This window comes from Thauera sp. SDU_THAU2 (assembly GCF_038260575.1).
Lineage (GTDB): Bacteria > Pseudomonadota > Gammaproteobacteria > Burkholderiales > Rhodocyclaceae > Thauera.
The window spans coordinates 2,437,929-2,454,763 of the sequence record NZ_JBBWUN010000003.1 but is presented as its reverse complement, the minus strand read 5'-3'; the positions used below and the strand labels follow the sequence as shown (position 1 = coordinate 2,454,763).

The 16,835-nt window shown below is 62.2% G+C and carries 16 protein-coding genes and 3 pseudogenes; 18 read left to right on the top strand and 1 reads right to left on the bottom strand.

What is annotated here, in order from left to right; genetic code table 11:
- The first annotated feature begins 50 nt into the window (after positions 1-50).
- From rpoE to AAFL97_RS12850, 13 genes and pseudogenes are all read left to right on the top strand, one after another.
- Positions 51-649, top strand: a pseudogene (rpoE, locus tag AAFL97_RS12915) (RNA polymerase sigma factor RpoE).
- Positions 650-658: 9 nt separating this feature from the next.
- Positions 659-1,219, top strand: a complete 561-nt coding sequence (locus AAFL97_RS12910) for a sigma-E factor negative regulatory protein (protein ID WP_263460007.1) — start codon at positions 659-661, stop codon at positions 1,217-1,219.
- A pseudogene (locus AAFL97_RS12905) lies at positions 1,216-2,181 on the top strand (MucB/RseB C-terminal domain-containing protein); the annotation flags it as partial. The gene AAFL97_RS12910 and the pseudogene AAFL97_RS12905, both read left to right, overlap by 4 nt.
- 2 nt (positions 2,182-2,183) lie before the next feature.
- Positions 2,184-2,681: a SoxR reducing system RseC family protein gene (locus AAFL97_RS12900; RefSeq protein WP_341645263.1), complete on the top strand. Its 498-nt coding sequence runs from the start codon at positions 2,184-2,186 to the stop codon at positions 2,679-2,681.
- A gap of 21 nt (positions 2,682-2,702) precedes the next feature.
- Entirely contained in the window at positions 2,703-4,109 is a 1,407-nt protein-coding gene (locus tag AAFL97_RS12895; protein WP_445954539.1) for a Do family serine endopeptidase, read from the top strand.
- A 47-nt stretch (positions 4,110-4,156) separates the two neighbouring features.
- Positions 4,157-4,408, top strand: a complete 252-nt coding sequence (locus AAFL97_RS12890; protein WP_341645262.1) for a glutaredoxin family protein — start codon at positions 4,157-4,159, stop codon at positions 4,406-4,408.
- A gap of 39 nt (positions 4,409-4,447) precedes the next feature.
- Positions 4,448-4,993: a sigma-70 family RNA polymerase sigma factor gene (locus AAFL97_RS12885; RefSeq protein ID WP_341645261.1), complete on the top strand. Its 546-nt coding sequence runs from the start codon at positions 4,448-4,450 to the stop codon at positions 4,991-4,993.
- Positions 4,986-5,939, top strand: a complete 954-nt coding sequence (locus AAFL97_RS12880; protein WP_341645260.1) for a FecR family protein — start codon at positions 4,986-4,988, stop codon at positions 5,937-5,939. Before AAFL97_RS12885 ends, AAFL97_RS12880 begins: the two co-directional genes overlap by 8 nt.
- A gap of 182 nt (positions 5,940-6,121) precedes the next feature.
- Positions 6,122-6,934, top strand: a complete 813-nt coding sequence (locus AAFL97_RS12875; protein ID WP_341645259.1) for a TonB-dependent receptor — start codon at positions 6,122-6,124, stop codon at positions 6,932-6,934.
- 455 nt (positions 6,935-7,389) lie between these two features.
- Positions 7,390-8,570 (top strand): annotated as a pseudogene (locus AAFL97_RS24695) (TonB-dependent siderophore receptor).
- Positions 8,571-8,712: 142 nt separating this feature from the next.
- Positions 8,713-8,886, top strand: coding sequence for a hypothetical protein (locus AAFL97_RS12860; protein WP_341645256.1), 174 nt, complete (start codon positions 8,713-8,715; stop codon positions 8,884-8,886).
- Between the two features lies 1 nt (position 8,887).
- The gene (locus AAFL97_RS12855; RefSeq protein ID WP_341645255.1) at positions 8,888-10,288 is read left to right on the top strand and encodes a serine hydrolase domain-containing protein; all 1,401 of its coding nucleotides are present in this window, start codon (positions 8,888-8,890) and stop codon (positions 10,286-10,288) included.
- Between the two features lie 93 nt (positions 10,289-10,381).
- Positions 10,382-11,596, top strand: coding sequence for an alpha/beta hydrolase (locus AAFL97_RS12850; protein ID WP_341645254.1), 1,215 nt, complete (start codon positions 10,382-10,384; stop codon positions 11,594-11,596).
- Positions 11,597-11,914: 318 nt separating this feature from the next.
- Here AAFL97_RS12850 and AAFL97_RS12845 read toward each other — a convergent pair whose 3' ends face one another.
- Positions 11,915-12,787, bottom strand: coding sequence for an Rpn family recombination-promoting nuclease/putative transposase (locus tag AAFL97_RS12845; RefSeq protein ID WP_341647159.1), 873 nt, complete (start codon positions 12,785-12,787; stop codon positions 11,915-11,917).
- 89 nt (positions 12,788-12,876) lie between these two features.
- Here AAFL97_RS12845 and AAFL97_RS12840 point away from each other — a divergent pair, with 89 nt between their 5' ends.
- From AAFL97_RS12840 to rnc, 5 genes are all read left to right on the top strand, one after another.
- Positions 12,877-13,104, top strand: a complete 228-nt coding sequence (locus AAFL97_RS12840) for a hypothetical protein (RefSeq protein ID WP_341645253.1) — start codon at positions 12,877-12,879, stop codon at positions 13,102-13,104.
- 66 nt (positions 13,105-13,170) lie between these two features.
- Positions 13,171-14,967, top strand: a complete 1,797-nt coding sequence (lepA, locus tag AAFL97_RS12835; protein ID WP_263460011.1) for a translation elongation factor 4 — start codon at positions 13,171-13,173, stop codon at positions 14,965-14,967.
- 10 nt (positions 14,968-14,977) lie between these two features.
- On the top strand, positions 14,978-15,766 hold the full coding sequence (gene lepB / locus AAFL97_RS12830) for a signal peptidase I (protein ID WP_341645252.1): 789 nt from the start codon (positions 14,978-14,980) through the stop codon (positions 15,764-15,766).
- Between the two features lie 11 nt (positions 15,767-15,777).
- On the top strand, positions 15,778-16,140 hold the full coding sequence (locus AAFL97_RS12825) for a DUF4845 domain-containing protein (RefSeq protein WP_341645251.1): 363 nt from the start codon (positions 15,778-15,780) through the stop codon (positions 16,138-16,140).
- Between the two features lie 4 nt (positions 16,141-16,144).
- Complete coding sequence (gene rnc, locus AAFL97_RS12820; RefSeq protein ID WP_341645250.1) at positions 16,145-16,816, top strand: ribonuclease III; 672 nt, start codon at positions 16,145-16,147, stop codon at positions 16,814-16,816.
- Positions 16,817-16,835 lie beyond the last annotated feature (19 nt).

Sequence of the window (16,835 nt, the reverse complement as noted above, 5' to 3'; positions counted from 1 at the left end):
TATAATCCGGCGGCTTTGTCATTCGAACATCCGGAAAGAACGAACACTCCATGACCGATCGCGAAATCGATCAGCAACTCGTCGAGCGCGTGCAGCGCGGCGACAAGCAGGCTTTCGGCTTGCTGGTATCCAAGTACCAGCGCAAGCTGCATCGCCTGTTGTCGAGGTTGATCCGCGATCCAGCCGAAGTCGAAGATGTGGCGCAGGAAACCTTCATCAAGGCTTACCGTGCGCTGGGATCGTTCCGTGGGGACAGTGCGTTCTACACGTGGTTGTACCGCATCGGTATCAACACCGCGAAGAACTACCTGGTCTCGCAGGGACGCAGGGCGCCGACTTCGACGAGTTTCGACTCGGAGGAGGCGGAGACCTTGAAGACGGCGAGCAATTGCGCGACATCAATACGCCCGAACGGCTGCTGATGACCCGCCAGATTGGCGAAACCGTCGAAGATGCGATGGCGGCTCTCCCCGAGGAGCTGCGGACGGCCATCATGTTGCGCGAACTCGAAGGCCTCAGTTACGAGGAGATCGCCAACATCATGGAATGTCCGATCGGTACGGTGCGCTCGCGGATCTTCCGTGCGCGCGAAGCGATTGCAGAACGCCTGCGGCCGTTGCTGGACACGGCCCCGGACAAACGTTGGTAGGGTGTAGGCATGAAGGACAAATTGTCGGCGCTGATCGATGGCGACCTCGACGAGAACGCGATACGCCAGGTTTTCGACGGCTTGCGACGCGACACATCGCTGAGGAAGGATTGGGATGCGTACTGCCTGATCGGCGACGTCATCCGCGGTGAGCAGGCCGGTTCGGCGGATTTCGTCGGGCGGGTCATGGCGGGTCTCGATGATGAACCCATCGTTTTCGCACCGGCAGCGTCCAAGGCGTCCGCCGCCCGGCGTAGCGTCGTGCGGACCCTGATGCCGATCGCGGCTTCGGTGATGGGGGTGGCTGCGGTGGGCGTGGTCGCAGCGACGCTCTACTCGCAGGACGCGGCCGGCCCCGCCGGCGTGGAACTGCAGCGGGTTGCGGCGCAGCCGCTCATCGCCAGCGTCGGCGCGCCTGCCGCGGCACCGCTTGCCGCAGGAATCGAGCACGTGGCTGACGATCCCCTGCGCGAGTACGTTTTCGCCCATCAAGGTGTCAGCAGCGGACCGATGCCGGCCGGTGTGCAGTATGTGAGGACCGTCTCCGCATCGGCCGGAGCGGGCCGATGAGGCGTCTGGCCGCCGTCTTCGGCGTCTGCGCCGCCTTGCTGCACCTTCCTGCCCTGGCCGAAGCGCCGGGCGACCCGCTGTCCTGGATGGCACGCATCGCGTCGGCCGGGCAGCGGCTCAATTATGTCGGCACCTTCATGTACCAGTCCGGTACGCATGTAGAAACCTCGCGCATCGCGCATCGGGTGGATGGCGGCGTGGAGTACGAGCGCCTCGAGGCGCTGGACGGCAGCCCGCGCGAGCTGATCCGCAGAGGCATGGAAGTGCGCTGCATGCTGCCGGACCAGAAGCTCGTCATCATCGACGAAGCCGCCAGCCGGCGTGCCTTTCCGGCGCGAATCCCGGCGTCGCCGGTCGGTCTCGCCGAAAGCTATCGCATTCGCAAGGGTAGCGTCGTCCGCGTCGCCGGCATGGAAGCGCAGGCGCTGATTTTCGAACCGCGGGACGATCTGCGCTACGGCCATACACTGTGGGCGGAAGTCCAGTCGGGTCTGCTGCTGAAGGCGCGTACCGTCGATGAGCAGGGGCAACTGGTCGAGCAGTTCGTCTTCAGCGACGTGCGCATCGGTGGCGAAATCGGCGACGAACTGCTTGCGCCCCGTTTCCAGGACGTCGATGACTGGCGCTTCGTGAATGCGCGCGGCAGCGATCTGGCTCGTGCCGACAGCGGCTGGGCAGTGGCGGAAGAGGTGCCCGGCTATACGCTGACCTCGGTGATGCGCAGGCCGCTCGGCCCCGAACGCGGCCAGGCGGTCCACATGGTGTTCAGCGACGGCCTGGCTTCGGTCTCTGTGTTCATCGAGCCGGTTGCCGATGGCGCCTCGATCGGCCTCGGGCCGCTGGCCAGCGGCGCCATCAATGTTTACAAGCGATCGCTCGACGGGTATTTGATCACCGTGCTCGGCGAAGTCCCCGAGCGTGCGGTCAAGCGCATCGGCGACGCGATTCGACCCTCCGGGCAAGGATGCAGGCCGTGGCGCAGGTGTTGCGCGTCGAGGCAGGGCGCGTTCGGCTGCGCGTGTCCGACGCGGGCGGCGGCTGCGGACGTTGCGACGAGCCGGGCGGATGCCGTTCGGTACAGATTACCCAGGCTTTCGGACGGCCCAGAGCCGAGTTCGTGCTGCCGACCCGGTTGAAGCTGGAGGTCGGCGACACCGTCCTCGTCAGCATTCCCGATGGCGCGCTACTGAAGGCTGCGATGGCGAGCTACGGGCTCGGCGCCGTCCTGCTGGTGGCAGGGGCTGCGCTCGGCAGCGTGGCTGCCGGACAAGGGAGCGCCGACCTCGGCGCAGCCTGTGGCGGTCTTGCCGGCCTGGCACTGGCGTTCGCCGTCAACCGCCTGTTGCTTCGCAGCCGCGGCTGGCGATCACAACTGAGCATGGAATTGCTGCCCCAGCGAGGGCCGGCCCATCAAACCGCATCGCAGGCCGTGTGTCTGCAGTCGCTTCAGGAACCCCGATGAGCTTCGTCTTTTCGCCGCAGTCTGGTTTTCGCTGCGGCTCTGCTGTTCGTACCGCTCGTGTCGGCAGCGAATCCTTCCGCGAGTCTGCCTGATTTCACTTCCCTGGTCGAAAAGCAGGGTGCGGCCGTGGTCAATATCAGCGCCATCCAGGTGCGCGGGGAACGGCCGCAATCGTCGATACCTTTCCCGGGGCTCGACGAGTCGGATCCGATGTTCGACTTCTTCCGCAAGTTCATCCCGCGCCGGCACGAATACCCGGGCGCCGACCCCGACAACCAGTCGCTGGGCTCGGGCTTCATCATCAGCGACGACGGCTACATCCTGACCAACGCGCACGTCGTCGAGGAGGCGGAGGAGATCCTCGTCCGCCTCGCCGACAAGCGTGAATACACCGCCAGGGTGATCGGCGCCGACGTGCGCAGCGACGTCGCGCTGATCAAGATCGAAGCGAGCGGCCTGCCGCACGTCGTGCTGGGCGATCCGGGCCGGCTGAAAGTGGGCGAATGGGTGGTGGCGATCGGTTCGCCCTTCGGTTTCGACCAGTCGGTGACGGCCGGCATCGTCAGCGCCAAGGGGCGTTCGCTGCCGGACGAGAACTTCGTGCCTTTCATCCAGACCGACGTGGCGATCAATCCGGGCAATTCCGGCGGTCCGCTGTTCAACCTCCGGGGCGAAGTCGTCGGCATCAACTCGCAGATCTACAGCCGCACCGGCGGCTTCATGGGGCTGTCGTTCGCGATCCCGATCGATGTCGTGATGGACGTGCAGAATCAGTTGCGCACCAAGGGCCGGGTGCAGCGCGGCCGCATCGGCGTGGCGATCCAGGAAGTGACGCGCGATCTTGCCGACGGCTTCGGCCTGCCGGGTGCGTCGGGCGCCCTGGTCAGCTCGGTCGAGCCCGGCGGGCCGGCCGCCAGGGCCGGGCTGCTGCAGGGCGACGTCATCGTGCGCTTCGCCGGCAAGGCGGTGGATGCGTCCAGCGACCTGCCGCGCATCGTCGCCGCGGTCCAGCCGGGCGAGAGTGCGGAGGTGGAGGTGTACCGCGACGGCAAGCCGACCACGCTCGAGGTGCAGGTCGGTGAATGGCAGGACCCGAAGGAGGCAACGGCTGCCAGCGCCGCGCCGCGCACGGCTCCGGCGGCGAACAAGCTCGGGCTTGCGCTGTCGGTGCCGACACCGGCGCAGCGGCGCGAGCGGGGCATCGAAGGCGGCCTCATCGTCGATCGCGTCCAGGGCGCGGCAGCCAGGGCCGAGATTCAGCAGGGCGACCTGATCCAGGCCATCGTGTTCGGCGGGCGCCAGATCAAGCTGACGTCGGTGGAAGAATTCAACCGCCTGATCGGCGGCGTGGAGCAGGGCCAGAAGCTGACCCTGCTGGTCATGCGCGGCGAAACCACCTCCTACGTCAGCCTGCGAGCAGGGAAATGAGTCCGGCCGGGAAAGGTGTGGCCGGCGGAGGTCCGGCCGGCGCAGCCATGGCCGGCCAGCCCCGCACATTCACCGTCCTCAGCCGCGAGTGGTGCCACCTGTGCCACGACCTCGTCGCGGCGCTGGAGCCCATCGCAAAGGAATACGGCTGGGCGATCGAAGTCATCGACATCGACCAGCATCCCGAACTGGAGGAACGCTGGGACGAACTCGTCCCCGTGGTGTTGGTCGGGGACATGGAACTCTGTCATTACCACCTGGATGAAGCTGCAGTACGTGCCCGTTGCGAAGCTGCATGATAATATTGATAACTATTCTTGATTGAATGGTTATCCGTAGTGCCCCAGATTCCCGCTTCCGCTTCGTTGCTGACCGCCTTCGAAGAGCACTACGACGACCTCATTGCTTATCTGCGCAGGCACCTGCGCGACAGCGGCCATGCGCGCGACGTCGCCCACGACGTATGTGTCGAACTGCTCGAGCGTCCGCCCGCGCAGCCCATCCACACCCCGCTGGCCTATCTGCGCAAGGTCTTCCGCCACCGCGCCATCGACCACCTGCGCAGCAACGCGGTGTACCAGGGCATCATCGTCTCGGTGGAAGAACTCCCCGACCAGACGCATGACGAGGACGGCGCCCGCTCGCTCGATTTCAAGCAGCAGGTCGCGGCGCTGGTCGTCATCGTCGATGCGCTGCCACCCCGTGCGCGCCAATGCTTCCTGCTCAACCGCATCTATGGCATGACCCACGACGCCATCGCCGCCGAAATCGGCATCACCCGCAGCGCCGTTACCCAGGCTGTCCGCCATGCAGTCAAACGTATCCTGAACGACTGGGAGCCGGCCCGCGGGCTGCGCTTCGAGACGTATTTCCGCCATGGCTGAGCGCGAGGGCCACCCCGGCGAGTGGGAGCTGGAGACAATGGCGAGCGCCGGGCCCGCCGCGAAAGCCGCATCGCCATCCACTTCCGATGCAGCTGGCGGTACGGAGGACGGCTTTGCCCCTTACCGCGAAGCGCTGCGTAATCACTTCCCCTCGCGCGAAGAAATCATCGCCGAGGCCCGCGCCCACACGCACCGCCGCCGCACCGCGCTGCGCACCGGCGGCGGCAGTGCGCTCGCCATCGTCCTAGCGGCCGCCTTGCTGTGGGCCGACCCTGCCTGGCAGCGCGAGGAAATCCGTACCGCACTGGGCGAGCAGATGCGCCACACGCTCGCCGACGGCAGCGTACTGATGCTGAACACCGACACTGTGCTCACCATCGAAAAGCGCTTGCGCACCCGCAGCTTCATCCTTCAGCAAGGTGAGGCCGGCTTTACCGTCGCCGCAGGCTGGCGACCTTTCATCGTCCAGACCGGCGACATCCGCGTGCGCGACATTGGTACCGCCTTCACCGTGCGGCGCCTGTCCAACGGTGCTCGGGTCGCAGTGCTGGAAGGCGTCGTCGAAGTCAGCCAGCCCGGCCATGCCGGCCTCACGCTGCGCGAGGGGCAGTCCGTATTCACCTCGGATCGCGGCGCCGCGGCGGAGCAGGGGGCAGAGCCGCCTTCCTATCTCATCGACCCGATCGACCCCGTCGCCGCTGGCGCCTGGCAGCAAGGCTGGCTGCTCTTCGATGGCACGCCGCTGGCCGAAGTCGTCACGGAAATCGCCCGCTACCGCAAGCAGCCGATCCACATCACCGATCCTCGCACCGCGCAGCTGCGGCTGTCCGGCGCCTATGACATCCAGGGTATCGAAACCTTCCTCGACACCCTGCCACGTGTGCTACCCGTCACCGTCAGCCGTGCTGCAGACGGTAGCGTGAGCATCAGCAGCGCGAAGAAGTGAGGCCGGTGATCGGCATCAACCTGCTGAAATCCGCTGAAAGCACCCACTTACCCCGCCACCAAAAAAATTTGTAACAGCACCTCACCTTTCCATCTTCCCGCTCGCCAAGCCTCATGAGTCCCGCTCGACCCGACGGGACACTGCTCCCGGCTACTGGCCCAACCGGAAAGAAGAGGAAAGAGATGATGACAACGCGCCTGCCGCTGCGCACCCGTTTCAAGCTGATTGCCGCCGCCGTGCTGTTCACCACCGCCGGCGCCACGCAGGCCCAGGCCGACCGGGCTGGCGCCGTCAGCTTGCAGATCGCCCCGCAGCCGCTGGACAAGGCGCTCAACGCGCTGGCCCTGCAGTCGGGCACCCGCATCGTATTTCCGACCGCGCTGACCGAAAACCGGGCGACATCCGGTGTCAGCGGCACGCTGGGTGTCGAGCAGGCGCTGCAGAAACTGCTGGCCGGCACCGGGCTCGACGCCCAGCCGACGGCAGAAGGCGGCTACACCATCGTGCAGGGCAGGACGCAGGTCTTGCCGCAGGTGACGGTCACGGCGGGGACAGAGCGTAGCGTGCTGACCGAAGGCACAGGATCGCTCACGACGGCCGGGCCGGTTACTGCGGCGACCGGGATGAATCTGAAGTTGCGGGAAACGCCGCAGTCGGTGTCTGTGATTACGCGGCAACGTATGGATGATCAGCAGCTTAATTCAGTAGCCGACGTGCTTGAGCAAAGTCCCGGAATGCATGTGGTCAAAATGGGGCCAAAGGTTGGAGGCTACAACCAGAGCATCACTGCTCGTGGGTATGCTGTTGGCGCCTACACTGTTGATGGCGTCACCACACCATCGCAGGCATGGGCCAATAGTGGGTTGCCAGGCATATTTTCCATGGACACCGCCATTTATGACTCGGTTGCGATAGTGCGTGGTGCCACGGGGCTTCTGACCGGATCGGGCGATCCCAGCGCAAGCATCAATCTGACTCAAACGGCCGACAGGTGAATTCCGAGGCTCCATTGAAGCAGGGGCCGGTCGCTGGGATCAGTATCGGCTTGTCGCTGATCTCGGCGGGCCGTTGAATGAGGCCGCGACATTGAGGGCACGTGTTGTTGGTGCCTATGGTGAGTCGAAGTCCTGGATTGAACGCTATGAAAGTGATCAGCATATGCTTTATGGCATCGTGGAAGCCGATGTCGCTGAAAATACGATGCTGACTTTAACCTTGAGCACGGCAAGGAAAAAAGCAATGCCGCTGATAATGGGACCAATTTTGCTCCAATATATACTGATGGCACTCCGACCTCGTTCAGCCGTCGTTCTGGAGCTATTCCAGAGTGGGGGGTATGGGATCATGAAAGGACGACGGTAACGGCTGGGTTGGATCATGCATTCAGCGAAGATTGGCAGGCAAAGGTAAACTATAGCTATACCGAGCGGGATCTCTTTACCGGCGAGGAATGATCGATGGAATAAACCCGGATCATACCGCTGGCAGAGCACAAGCATTACAAAATGCGACCCAGGCGGAAGTTCATGCGCTAGACGTAAGGATTAATGGTGTTTATCAATTTCTTGGCAAACAGCATGATCTTGCCATGGGATTCAGTGCGTCAAAAGTCCGGGATGAAGTTCTTGATAAGTCTGTGCTGGATCATAGGTTCAATGAAATCCCTGTGATTAACGGGCGGCCTCAGTATATTGAACCAGATTGGGAGGCAGGGTCGGGTTGTGGATGTAGTGTGCAAGATACTCAGCAGTCTGGCTTCTACTTTTCGACTCGACTTCGTCCAATGGATGATTTGTCAGTCATCCTCGGTTCGCGTTGGAGCAACTGGAAGTACACCAATAAGCGGCTGTCCTCTCATCCAGGCTACGATCCTGCCAAGCCGTTTTTGGACAACAGAAAGCATAATGGGGTTTTTGTTCCATATGCAGGCGTTGTCTATGATCTGAATTCTAATTTTTCTGTATATGGAAGCTATACCGAAATATTCAAGCCGCAAAACAGAAAAGATGTGAGCGGCAGTTTGCTTGACCCGGAAGAGGGCAAGAATTACGAGATAGGCCTGAAAGGCGAGTGGCTGAACGGGGGTTGAACGCCGCGTTGGCATTATTTGAAACCCGCAAGGACAACCTTGCAATCGCCGATTCAGGCAATCGAACGCCCGAAGGCGCTCAAGCCTATATCGCTCACGACAGCACCAAGACCAAGGGTTGGGAGCTGGAGCTTGCCGGGGAAATCGCGCCAGGCTGGAGCGTGCAAGGCGGGTATACGCGCGTGCTTTCTCGCGATAGTTCCGGAAATCGACTCAATACTCTCCATCCCCTACACCAGGTAAAGCTATTCAGCACATACACTCCTTCGTCCATGCCTCGTCTCACTCTAGGCGGCGGCTTGAATTGGCAAAGCAAAATCTATAGTACGGCAGCAGACAGCGTGGGACTTCGGCGCTACCTGACCCAGAGTGGTTATGCCGTGGTCAATGTAATGGGGCGCTATCAGATCGGCAGAGGCATGGACTTGGCAGTTGGCATCAATAATCTGCTGAACAAGGATTATTACGCCCATGTTGATCATTATGGAATCGGATACGGCGCTGAGCGGAATTTTTATGCCTCGGTGAAATATAGTTTTTGATGAGTTTTTAGGGGTGTTGTAATTTATGAGAGATTGCAACACCCATTCCATAAATAAATTCATCTGTCGATGATGGCTCCATGGGGATGGCTATTTATCGGATGAGGTGCATTGGAGAAAGTTCATACCTCATCGTCCTGCAATGCGCCATCCGCGTGCCGCACACGCCATCATCAATGCGTATGTGCTGGCGTTCTTCGATCGATACGTGAAGACCAGCACCTCAAAAGAGCTCGACACGCCGCTGCTGTCCGGTCAACAGCACTATCCCGGAACCACCGTACTGCGGAACGCAAAGAAAGAGGGGAATTCATGAAATGCGTATTTCTTTTGCGCTCCTTGCGCTACACAACCTGGCCCATGCGGATTCCATCGACGATTACGTGCAGACGGAGATGCAGGAGCAGAACATCCCCGGCGTGGCGATCGGCATCTTCAGGAACGGTGAAGTGCTTCGCGCCCAGGGCTACGGTCTGGCGAACGTGGAGCATCAGGTACCGGTCAAGCCCGAGACGGTGTTCCAGACCGCGTCGATCGGCAAGATGTTCACCGCCACAGCGGCGATGCTGCTGGTGGAAGACGGCAAGCTGGCGCTGGATGCACCGCTGACGACGTATCTGCCGGATGCCCCGCCGAGCTGGCAGGCAACCACGCTGCGCCACCTGCTGAACCACACGTCCGGCCTGGGCTACCCGAAGCTGGATTTCAAGCAGGACTACAGCGACGATGAACTGCTGGCGCTGATCCATGCCACCGAACCCGAGTTCGCCCCCGGCCAGCGCTGGTCGTACAGCAACGCCGGCTACATGGTGGCCGGCATCCTCGTCGGCAAGGTCGGCGGCCAGCATTACAGCGAGGTGTTGCAGGAGCGCGTATTCCAGCCCAGCGGCATGAGTAGCGCCCGGCTGCTGAGCCACATCGACATCGTGCCCAATCGCGCCGCCGGCTATGCGTCGGTGCGCCAGGGCGAGGGCGACGACGCGCCCCGCGTGCTGAAGAACCAGGACTGGGTATCGGTGACACTGAACAACACTGCCGATGGCTCGCTGCAAATGTCCGTACTGGATTTTGCGCGCTGGGATGCCGTGGTTGCCCGGCGTGCTGTATTGAAGGACGAGAGCTGGCGGCAGGTGCTCGATTCCGCACCGTTGAACAACGGCACCCGCTACGCCTATGGATATGGCTGGGAGCTGGAAGGCATGGCCGAGCACCCGAAGCACATGGGCCACGGCGGTGCCTGGCAAGGCTTTCGCTCGTACTACCGCCGCTATGACGAGGACGGCGTGAGCTTCGTGGTGCTGGCCAACTCCACTGGCGCCCGGCCGGAGGCGATTGTCCGCGGCATCGCCGAGCGTTTCGACAGCCGCTACAAGCAGGCGGACACGCTCGAACTTGCCATCGAGGACACGCGCCCCGAACTCGCCCGCAACTTGGCCGACGCGCTGCAACGCGTGCGCGACGGCCAGGCCGCCGACCACCCAGCCCTGGCCGCGCTGTTGCCCGAGCGGCGCGAGCGCATGCTGGATTCCATGAGCAAGGTGTTGAAAGAAGCCGGTGCCTGCCCGGCACTGATGGAACTGGTGGCGGAAAAGCCCAACGGCGATCAGCTTTCACGCACCTACCGCAGCCAATGCGCCAACGGGATGCTGCGTGTCTCACCGGTGTTCGATGAGCGGGGCCAGATCGTGCGCGCCGAGTTGAGGCTGGAGAAACCGTGAACGCTGCGATGACTTCAATACGCCATGCATTGCTTTCTTTGCTAGGGGCAATAGGTATGTTGCTGTGTCCTACCGGCACAGGCCACCCAGGTGGTGGCCGAAGCCGTGATCCCCATTGGCCAGCGTTTTAACATGAAATCCGAAGTGCTCGGAGAGGATCGAAAATTGCTGATCCATCTGCCCAAGGACTACGAGCGGTCTCGCCAGCGTTATCCGGTGCTCTTCGTTCTGGATGGCAATCAGCATTTCGACTACGCCTCGGGTCTGGTCGATTTCCTCGCGCGTAACGATCGAGCGCCCCAACTGATTCTGGTCGCCGTGCCTTCGATGCAGCAGCGCCGGCGTGATATGACCATGCCGCGGATGCTGGAGGAAGAGCCCAAGGACTTGAGAAGTAATCAGCAATTTGGCGAAAGTTTCAATTTTCTCCGTTTTCTGGCCGATGAGTTGGCGCCCTGGGTGGATGCACATTACCGTACCCAGCCTTTCCGTATCCTGAGCGGCCATTCGCTGGGTGGTCTGTTCAATTTCTATGCGCTGCTGGAACGACCAGACGCTTTCCAGGCACATATCGCCCCCAGCCCCTCTCTGTGGTATGACAATCAATACTGGATTCAGCAGACAAAGGAGCGAATTGGCAGCTTGTCCGGCAAGCACTGGCTCTACTTCAGTTGGGGGGACGGCGAGAACGATATTCGCGATTCTTCGCAAAAGCTGGTGAGATGGATGGAGCGACAGGAGTTCGACAATCTGGAGTGGACGGCGCGCTACTACCCTGGCGACGACCATGGCACCACGCCGTTTCGCACGCTGTATGACGGTTTGCAGTGGCTATACAAGGGCTGGCGGCGGTTGGGGGTTGAGGATTTCGGTCTGGATTCGAACGACCCGAAGTGGCACGACAAGCTCAAAAAGATGCCTTACTCCGAGTTTGAGCAACGAATCACGGTCCACCATGCCCGGCTTTCGCGTATCTACGGTTACACCATCGAGCCGAGTTATGACGCCAGTAAATGGAAGGAAGCATGGCTTCATTTCAATGATCGCCACGATGAAGCACTGGCGGAATTACGCGCTGCTCTGGTTGCCTACCCGGAGAAAAGCGCCGATCTGTATCTGACGATCAGTTTGCGCCTGGACGAGCTGGGGCATGCTGCCGAGGCACTGGCCGAATACCGGAAGGCCTTGATCGAATATGCGCGTTTTCCTGAACTGCTGAACGAATACGGCACCGCCGGGGAGCTCGAATTCCGCCTGAAGGAGCTTGAGCAAAAGATGATTGAACAGGGAAAGCAGGGGCTGCCTTGAACCCTGCTCGTTTATGCATCACCACATTGCGCATTGTGATTCTTCAGGCACGGGAAGCGGCAGGCCACATGCAGGCGATGGATGCCGGGGAGGTGTCCCTTCGCGCGTGTAGAGGGCGCGGGTGGTCAATCCGGTGCTGCAAGAAACGCCAGCAAGCGGCAGTCCAGAATCCGGGACTCGCTGCTGGGCCGGCGGGTGTTGACCGAATTAGACATCGGCAAAGGCCTGCCCATAGTCAAATAAAGAGAAGCTGCGCAATCGGCCGAAGAATCCGGTTCGTTTGCGCAGCTTCCCGTGTGCTTTGTTCGCCAGGGACGTTCAGCCTTCCGGCCCGATCACGCCTTCCAGGCTTTCCGCTGTCAGTACGGCTTCGATCCAGCCTTCGAGTCGTTCCAGCGGCGCCTGGGCGAGCCGTGCTTCGGCCCAATCGGGCACCGGGCCGAAACGCAGACGCAGCAGGCGACTCAGCATCCGAACGGCTTCACTCTGCTTTCCTTCCTCGCGCCCTTCCCGCCGCCCTTCATGACGCAGGCCATCCATCCATTCGTCGATGCGTTCAGCCAACACGGTGGTGACTCCTTCCAAAGTCTCGGGCATTTGAGTCATCTGCCCCGAGTTCAGTTTCGACAGGATAGTGCGCCGGTAAAACCGCGTAAAGGCACGGTCCAGGCCGTCGAAGTCGTCGTCCTTGAGCAGCTCGACCAGTGTCCGGGTCGTCTCCAGGATGACCGGATCATCTGGCAGATGGGTTTCCAGCACGATCAGGCAGGCCATCAGGTTGTCGGACAGCTGCTTCAGTTTTGCTTCCGGCACCCGTCCTTGATCGAGCAGGTGATGACGGAAACGCGGCGTCCAGCGTTTGAGGCTGTCGGGGGCGTCGATCAGCTTGGCGATTTCCAACGAGGCTCGCCACGTGGCCTGGCCGTTGTAGATCACGACCGGAAACACTGGCGGCAGCTTTTTACCCGGCTTCACCTGCTCGGCCTTGATCAAGTCCTGGTAGAGCAGGCAGACGTAGGTGAGCATGCGTAGCGCCATCCACGGATCGGCCTTGCTCTGGAACTCGATCAGCAGGAACAGGTAGAGCCATTCCTGGCTGTCGTCGGGCAGCTTCAGTTGCACACGCCAGACGATGTCGGTGCTGCGCCGTACCTGGGTGTCGCTGACGTAGTGGGTGTTCTGCTTTTCCAGCGTGCTGAAGTTTTACTTGTCCGACCCAGTCCTCATGCACGAAGCCGCGCAACAGCGCTTCGACGATCGCTGGATGCGAGAAGATATCCTTGTACGTGCTGTCGTGCGGTGTGGTGGACATGGCAATACACCGTCATGAGATCGACGGATTATGCCATTGGGAAAATATGGCGCAAGCGACGACTCACGACCCCGGACTGTCGCTTGCGGTGCGGAAGGTGCTGCCGAATGGCATTGCCGTCAAGCAGATCCATCACTCCGGCCTCTTGCCCGTGCATGGATGGGGGAGTGCGCTTGACGTGACGGTTTTCCGCTAGAATCGCGGGCTTGACGACGCCAACCATTCCGAAAACGGGTGCTGCAAGGCACCCTTTTCGTTTCGCATGAACCACATCAGAAACTTCTCCATCATCGCCCACATCGACCACGGCAAATCGACCCTGGCCGACCGACTCATCCACTTCTGCGGCGGCCTGTCCGACCGCGAGATGGAGGCGCAGGTGCTCGACTCGATGGACATCGAGCGCGAACGCGGCATCACGATCAAGGCGCAGACGGCTGCGCTGAGCTACAAGGCCAAGGATGGGCAGGTCTACAACCTGAACCTGATCGACACGCCGGGACACGTCGACTTTTCCTATGAGGTCAGCCGCTCGCTTGCCGCCTGCGAGGGCGCGCTGCTGGTGGTCGACGCTTCGCAGGGGGTCGAGGCGCAGACGGTGGCGAACTGCTACACCGCGCTCGACCTGGACGTCGAAGTGGTGCCGGTGCTGAACAAGATCGACCTGCCGGCGGCCGACCCCGACAATGCGCGCAGCGAGATCGAGGACGTCATCGGCGTGGATGCTTCCGAGGCCATCCTGTGCTCGGCCAAGACCGGCCTGGGTGTGGAGGACGTGCTCGAAGCCATCGTCGCGCGGGTGCCTGTACCCAAGGGCGACATCGACGGACCGCTGAAGGCGCTGATCATCGATTCCTGGTTCGACAACTACGTCGGCGTGGTGATGCTGGTGCGGGTGATTGATGGCGTGCTCAAGCCCAAGGACCGCATCCTGCTGATGTCGACCGGCGCGCAGTATCCCTGCGACCAGGTCGGTGTGTTCACGCCGCGCTCGGTCGCGCGCGACCAGCTCTGCGCGGGCGAGGTGGGCTTCATCATCGCCGGCATCAAGGAGCTGGAAGCCGCCAAGGTCGGCGACACGGTGACGCTGGCGAACCGCAAGGCCGCCGAGCCGCTGCCCGGCTTCAAGGAAATCAAGCCGCAGGTGTTCGCCGGCCTGTATCCGGTCGAGTCGTCCGAATACGACCAGTTGCGCGATTCGCTCGAGAAGCTGCGGCTCAACGACGCTTCGCTGCAGTTCGAGCCGGAAGTGTCGCAGGCGCTGGGCTTCGGCTTCCGTTGCGGTTTCCTCGGCCTGCTGCACATGGACATCGTGCAGGAGCGGCTGGAGCGCGAGTTCGACATGGACCTGATCACCACCGCGCCGACGGTGGTGTACGAAGTGGTGCTGAACGACGGTTCGGTGATCCACGTCGAGAACCCGGCCAAGCTGCCCGATTCGGGCAAATACCAGGAAATCCGCGAACCGATCATCACCGCCACGATCTTCCTGCCGCAGGACTACGTCGGTCCGGTGATCACGCTGTGCAACCAGAAGCGCGGCAACCAGGTCGACATGCGCTACCACGGCCGCCAGGTGCAGCTGATCTACGAACTGCCGATGAACGAAGTCGTGATGGACTTCTTCGACAAGCTGAAATCGGTGTCGCGCGGCTACGCTTCGCTCGACTACGATTTCAAGGAGTACCGCACGGCCGACCTGGTCAAGCTCGACCTGATGGTCGGTGGCGAGAAGGTCGATGCGCTGTCGGTGATCGTGCACCGTGCCAGCGCGCAGTACCGCGGCCGCGAACTGGCCGCCAAGCTGCGCGGCCTGATCCCGCGCCAGATGTTCGACGTGCCGGTGCAGGCGGCGATCGGCGCCCATATCATCGCCCGCGAGACGATCAAGGCCTTGCGCAAGAACGTGCTCGCCAAGTGCTACGGCGGCGACATCACGCGCAAGAAGAAACTGCTCGAGAAGCAGAAGGAAGGCAAGAAGCGCATGAAGCAGGTCGGCAACGTCGAGATTCCCCAGGAGGCCTTCCTGGCGGTGCTGCGCACCGACGAAGGCAAGTGACGGACAACATATGAATTTCGCCCTCATCCTTTTCCTGCTGCTGGTCGTCAGCGGCGTCCTGTGGTTCTTCGATCGCTTTCATGCCCGCAAGCAGCGCCCCGCCAACGCACCCGCGCCGTGGTGGGTCGAGTACGGCGCCAGCTTCTTCCCGGTGATCCTGATCGTGTTCGGCCTGCGTTCCTTCGTCGTCGAGCCGTTCAAGATTCCGTCCGGCTCGATGATCCCGACCCTGCTGGTGGGCGACTTCATCCTGGTCAACAAATGGACCTACGGCATCCGCCTGCCGGTGATCAACAAGAAGGTCATCGACGTCAACCTGCCGCAGCGCGGCGACGTGATGGTGTTCCGCTACCCGGCCGATCCCTCGCTGGACTACATCAAGCGCGTCGTCGGCCTGCCGGGCGATCGCGTCGAATACCTCGACAAGCGGCTGACGATCAACGGCGAGGCCGTGCCCGTCGCCGAGACGGGCAGCTATCTGCATCCTGACCGGCTGTACTACTCGCCGCAATTCACCGAGAAGCTGGGCGCGGTCGAGCATTCGCTGCTGATCGAACGCGAAGCGCCGGCCCATATCCCGCAGGTGATGAACTTCCCGCAGCGCGAGAACTGCACCTACACCAACCGCGGCGTGGCCTGCACCGTGCCGGCGGGGCATTATTTCGTGCTCGGCGACAATCGCGACGCCAGCGCCGACAGCCGGGTATGGGGCTTCGTGCCGGAAGAGAACATCGTCGGCAAGGCCTTCTTCATCTGGTTCAACTTCAACGACATGAAGCGTATCGGCAGCTTCCACTGAGGGAGACGGGCATGGGCTTGAAACATCAACGCGGCGTCAGCCTGATCGGCGTGCTGCTGTTCGGGGCCATCGGCGTGTTCGCGCTGCTGATGGTTTTCCGCACGGTACCGGCGATCACCGAATACATGGCGATCCAGCGCATCGTCGGCGTGCTCGCCACCGAGGGCGACAATGGCGCGAGCCCGGCCGAACTGCGGCAGAGCTTCAGCCGCCGCGCCGAGGTCGACGACGTGTCGTCGGTGATCGCGACGGACCTCGACATTGCCAAGGAAGGCAACCAGACCGTCATCGAAGTCGATTACGAGCGCGTGGTGCCGATGGTCGCCAATGTCAGCCTGCTGATCGAGTTCCACGTCAGCAGCAAGGCGCGTTGACCGCATGACGCTGGAAACCTTGCAGAACCGGCTGGGCCATCGTTTCGCCGACACCAGGCTGCTGACCGAAGCGCTGACGCACCGCAGCTTCGGCCAGCCCAACAACGAGCGCTTCGAGTTCCTCGGCGACAGCATCCTCAACTGCGTGATGTCGATGGCGCTGTTCGCCCGCTTCGAACAACTGCGCGAAGGCGAGCTGTCGCGGGTGCGCGCCTCGCTGGTGCGGCAGGACGCGCTTTACCGCATCGCGCGCGAGCTCGACCTCGGCGAAGCCCTGCGCCTCGGCGAAGGCGAGCTGAAGTCCGGCGGCGCCAGCCGGCCGTCGATCCTGGCCGATGCGCTCGAAGCGGTATTCGCCGCAGTGTTCCTGGATGGCGGCTTCGACGCCGCCAAAGCGGTCATCGACCGCCTGTACGTGCCGCTGCTGGCCGAAGTCGATCCGCGCCGGCCGAACAAGGACCCCAAGACGGCCTTGCAGGAATGGCTGCAGGCGCGCAAGGTTGCGCTGCCGGCCTATGTGATGGTGCAGGCGCTCGGCGACGCGCATGCGCAGGAATTCGAAGTGGCGTGCGAAGTGCCGAAATTCGGCATCCGCACGCTCGGCCGCGGCCCCAGCCGCCGCATCGCCGAGCAGCAGTCGGCCGAACTCGCACTGACAGCCTTGAGGGCGAAATGAACGAACAGCAACACGATCA

Bases quoted from the DNA above. Each gene is read 5' to 3' on its own strand.
- rnc (WP_341645250.1), top strand. From the start codon at position 16,145: ATGACGCTGGAAACCTTGCAGAACCGGCTGGGCCATCGTTTCGCCGAC.
- AAFL97_RS12825 (WP_341645251.1), top strand. From the start codon at position 15,778: ATGGGCTTGAAACATCAACGCGGCGTCAGCCTGATCGGCGTGCTGCTG.
- AAFL97_RS12860 (WP_341645256.1), top strand. From the start codon at position 8,713: ATGCGCCATCCGCGTGCCGCACACGCCATCATCAATGCGTATGTGCTG.
- AAFL97_RS12900 (WP_341645263.1), top strand. From the start codon at position 2,184: ATGCAGGCCGTGGCGCAGGTGTTGCGCGTCGAGGCAGGGCGCGTTCGG.
- lepB (WP_341645252.1), top strand. From the start codon at position 14,978: ATGAATTTCGCCCTCATCCTTTTCCTGCTGCTGGTCGTCAGCGGCGTC.
- AAFL97_RS12890 (WP_341645262.1), top strand. From the start codon at position 4,157: ATGGCCGGCCAGCCCCGCACATTCACCGTCCTCAGCCGCGAGTGGTGC.
- AAFL97_RS12875 (WP_341645259.1), top strand. From the start codon at position 6,122: ATGATGACAACGCGCCTGCCGCTGCGCACCCGTTTCAAGCTGATTGCC.
- lepA (WP_263460011.1), top strand. From the start codon at position 13,171: ATGAACCACATCAGAAACTTCTCCATCATCGCCCACATCGACCACGGC.
- AAFL97_RS12910 (WP_263460007.1), top strand. From the start codon at position 659: ATGAAGGACAAATTGTCGGCGCTGATCGATGGCGACCTCGACGAGAAC.
- AAFL97_RS12855 (WP_341645255.1), top strand. From the start codon at position 8,888: ATGCGTATTTCTTTTGCGCTCCTTGCGCTACACAACCTGGCCCATGCG.
- AAFL97_RS12880 (WP_341645260.1), top strand. From the start codon at position 4,986: ATGGCTGAGCGCGAGGGCCACCCCGGCGAGTGGGAGCTGGAGACAATG.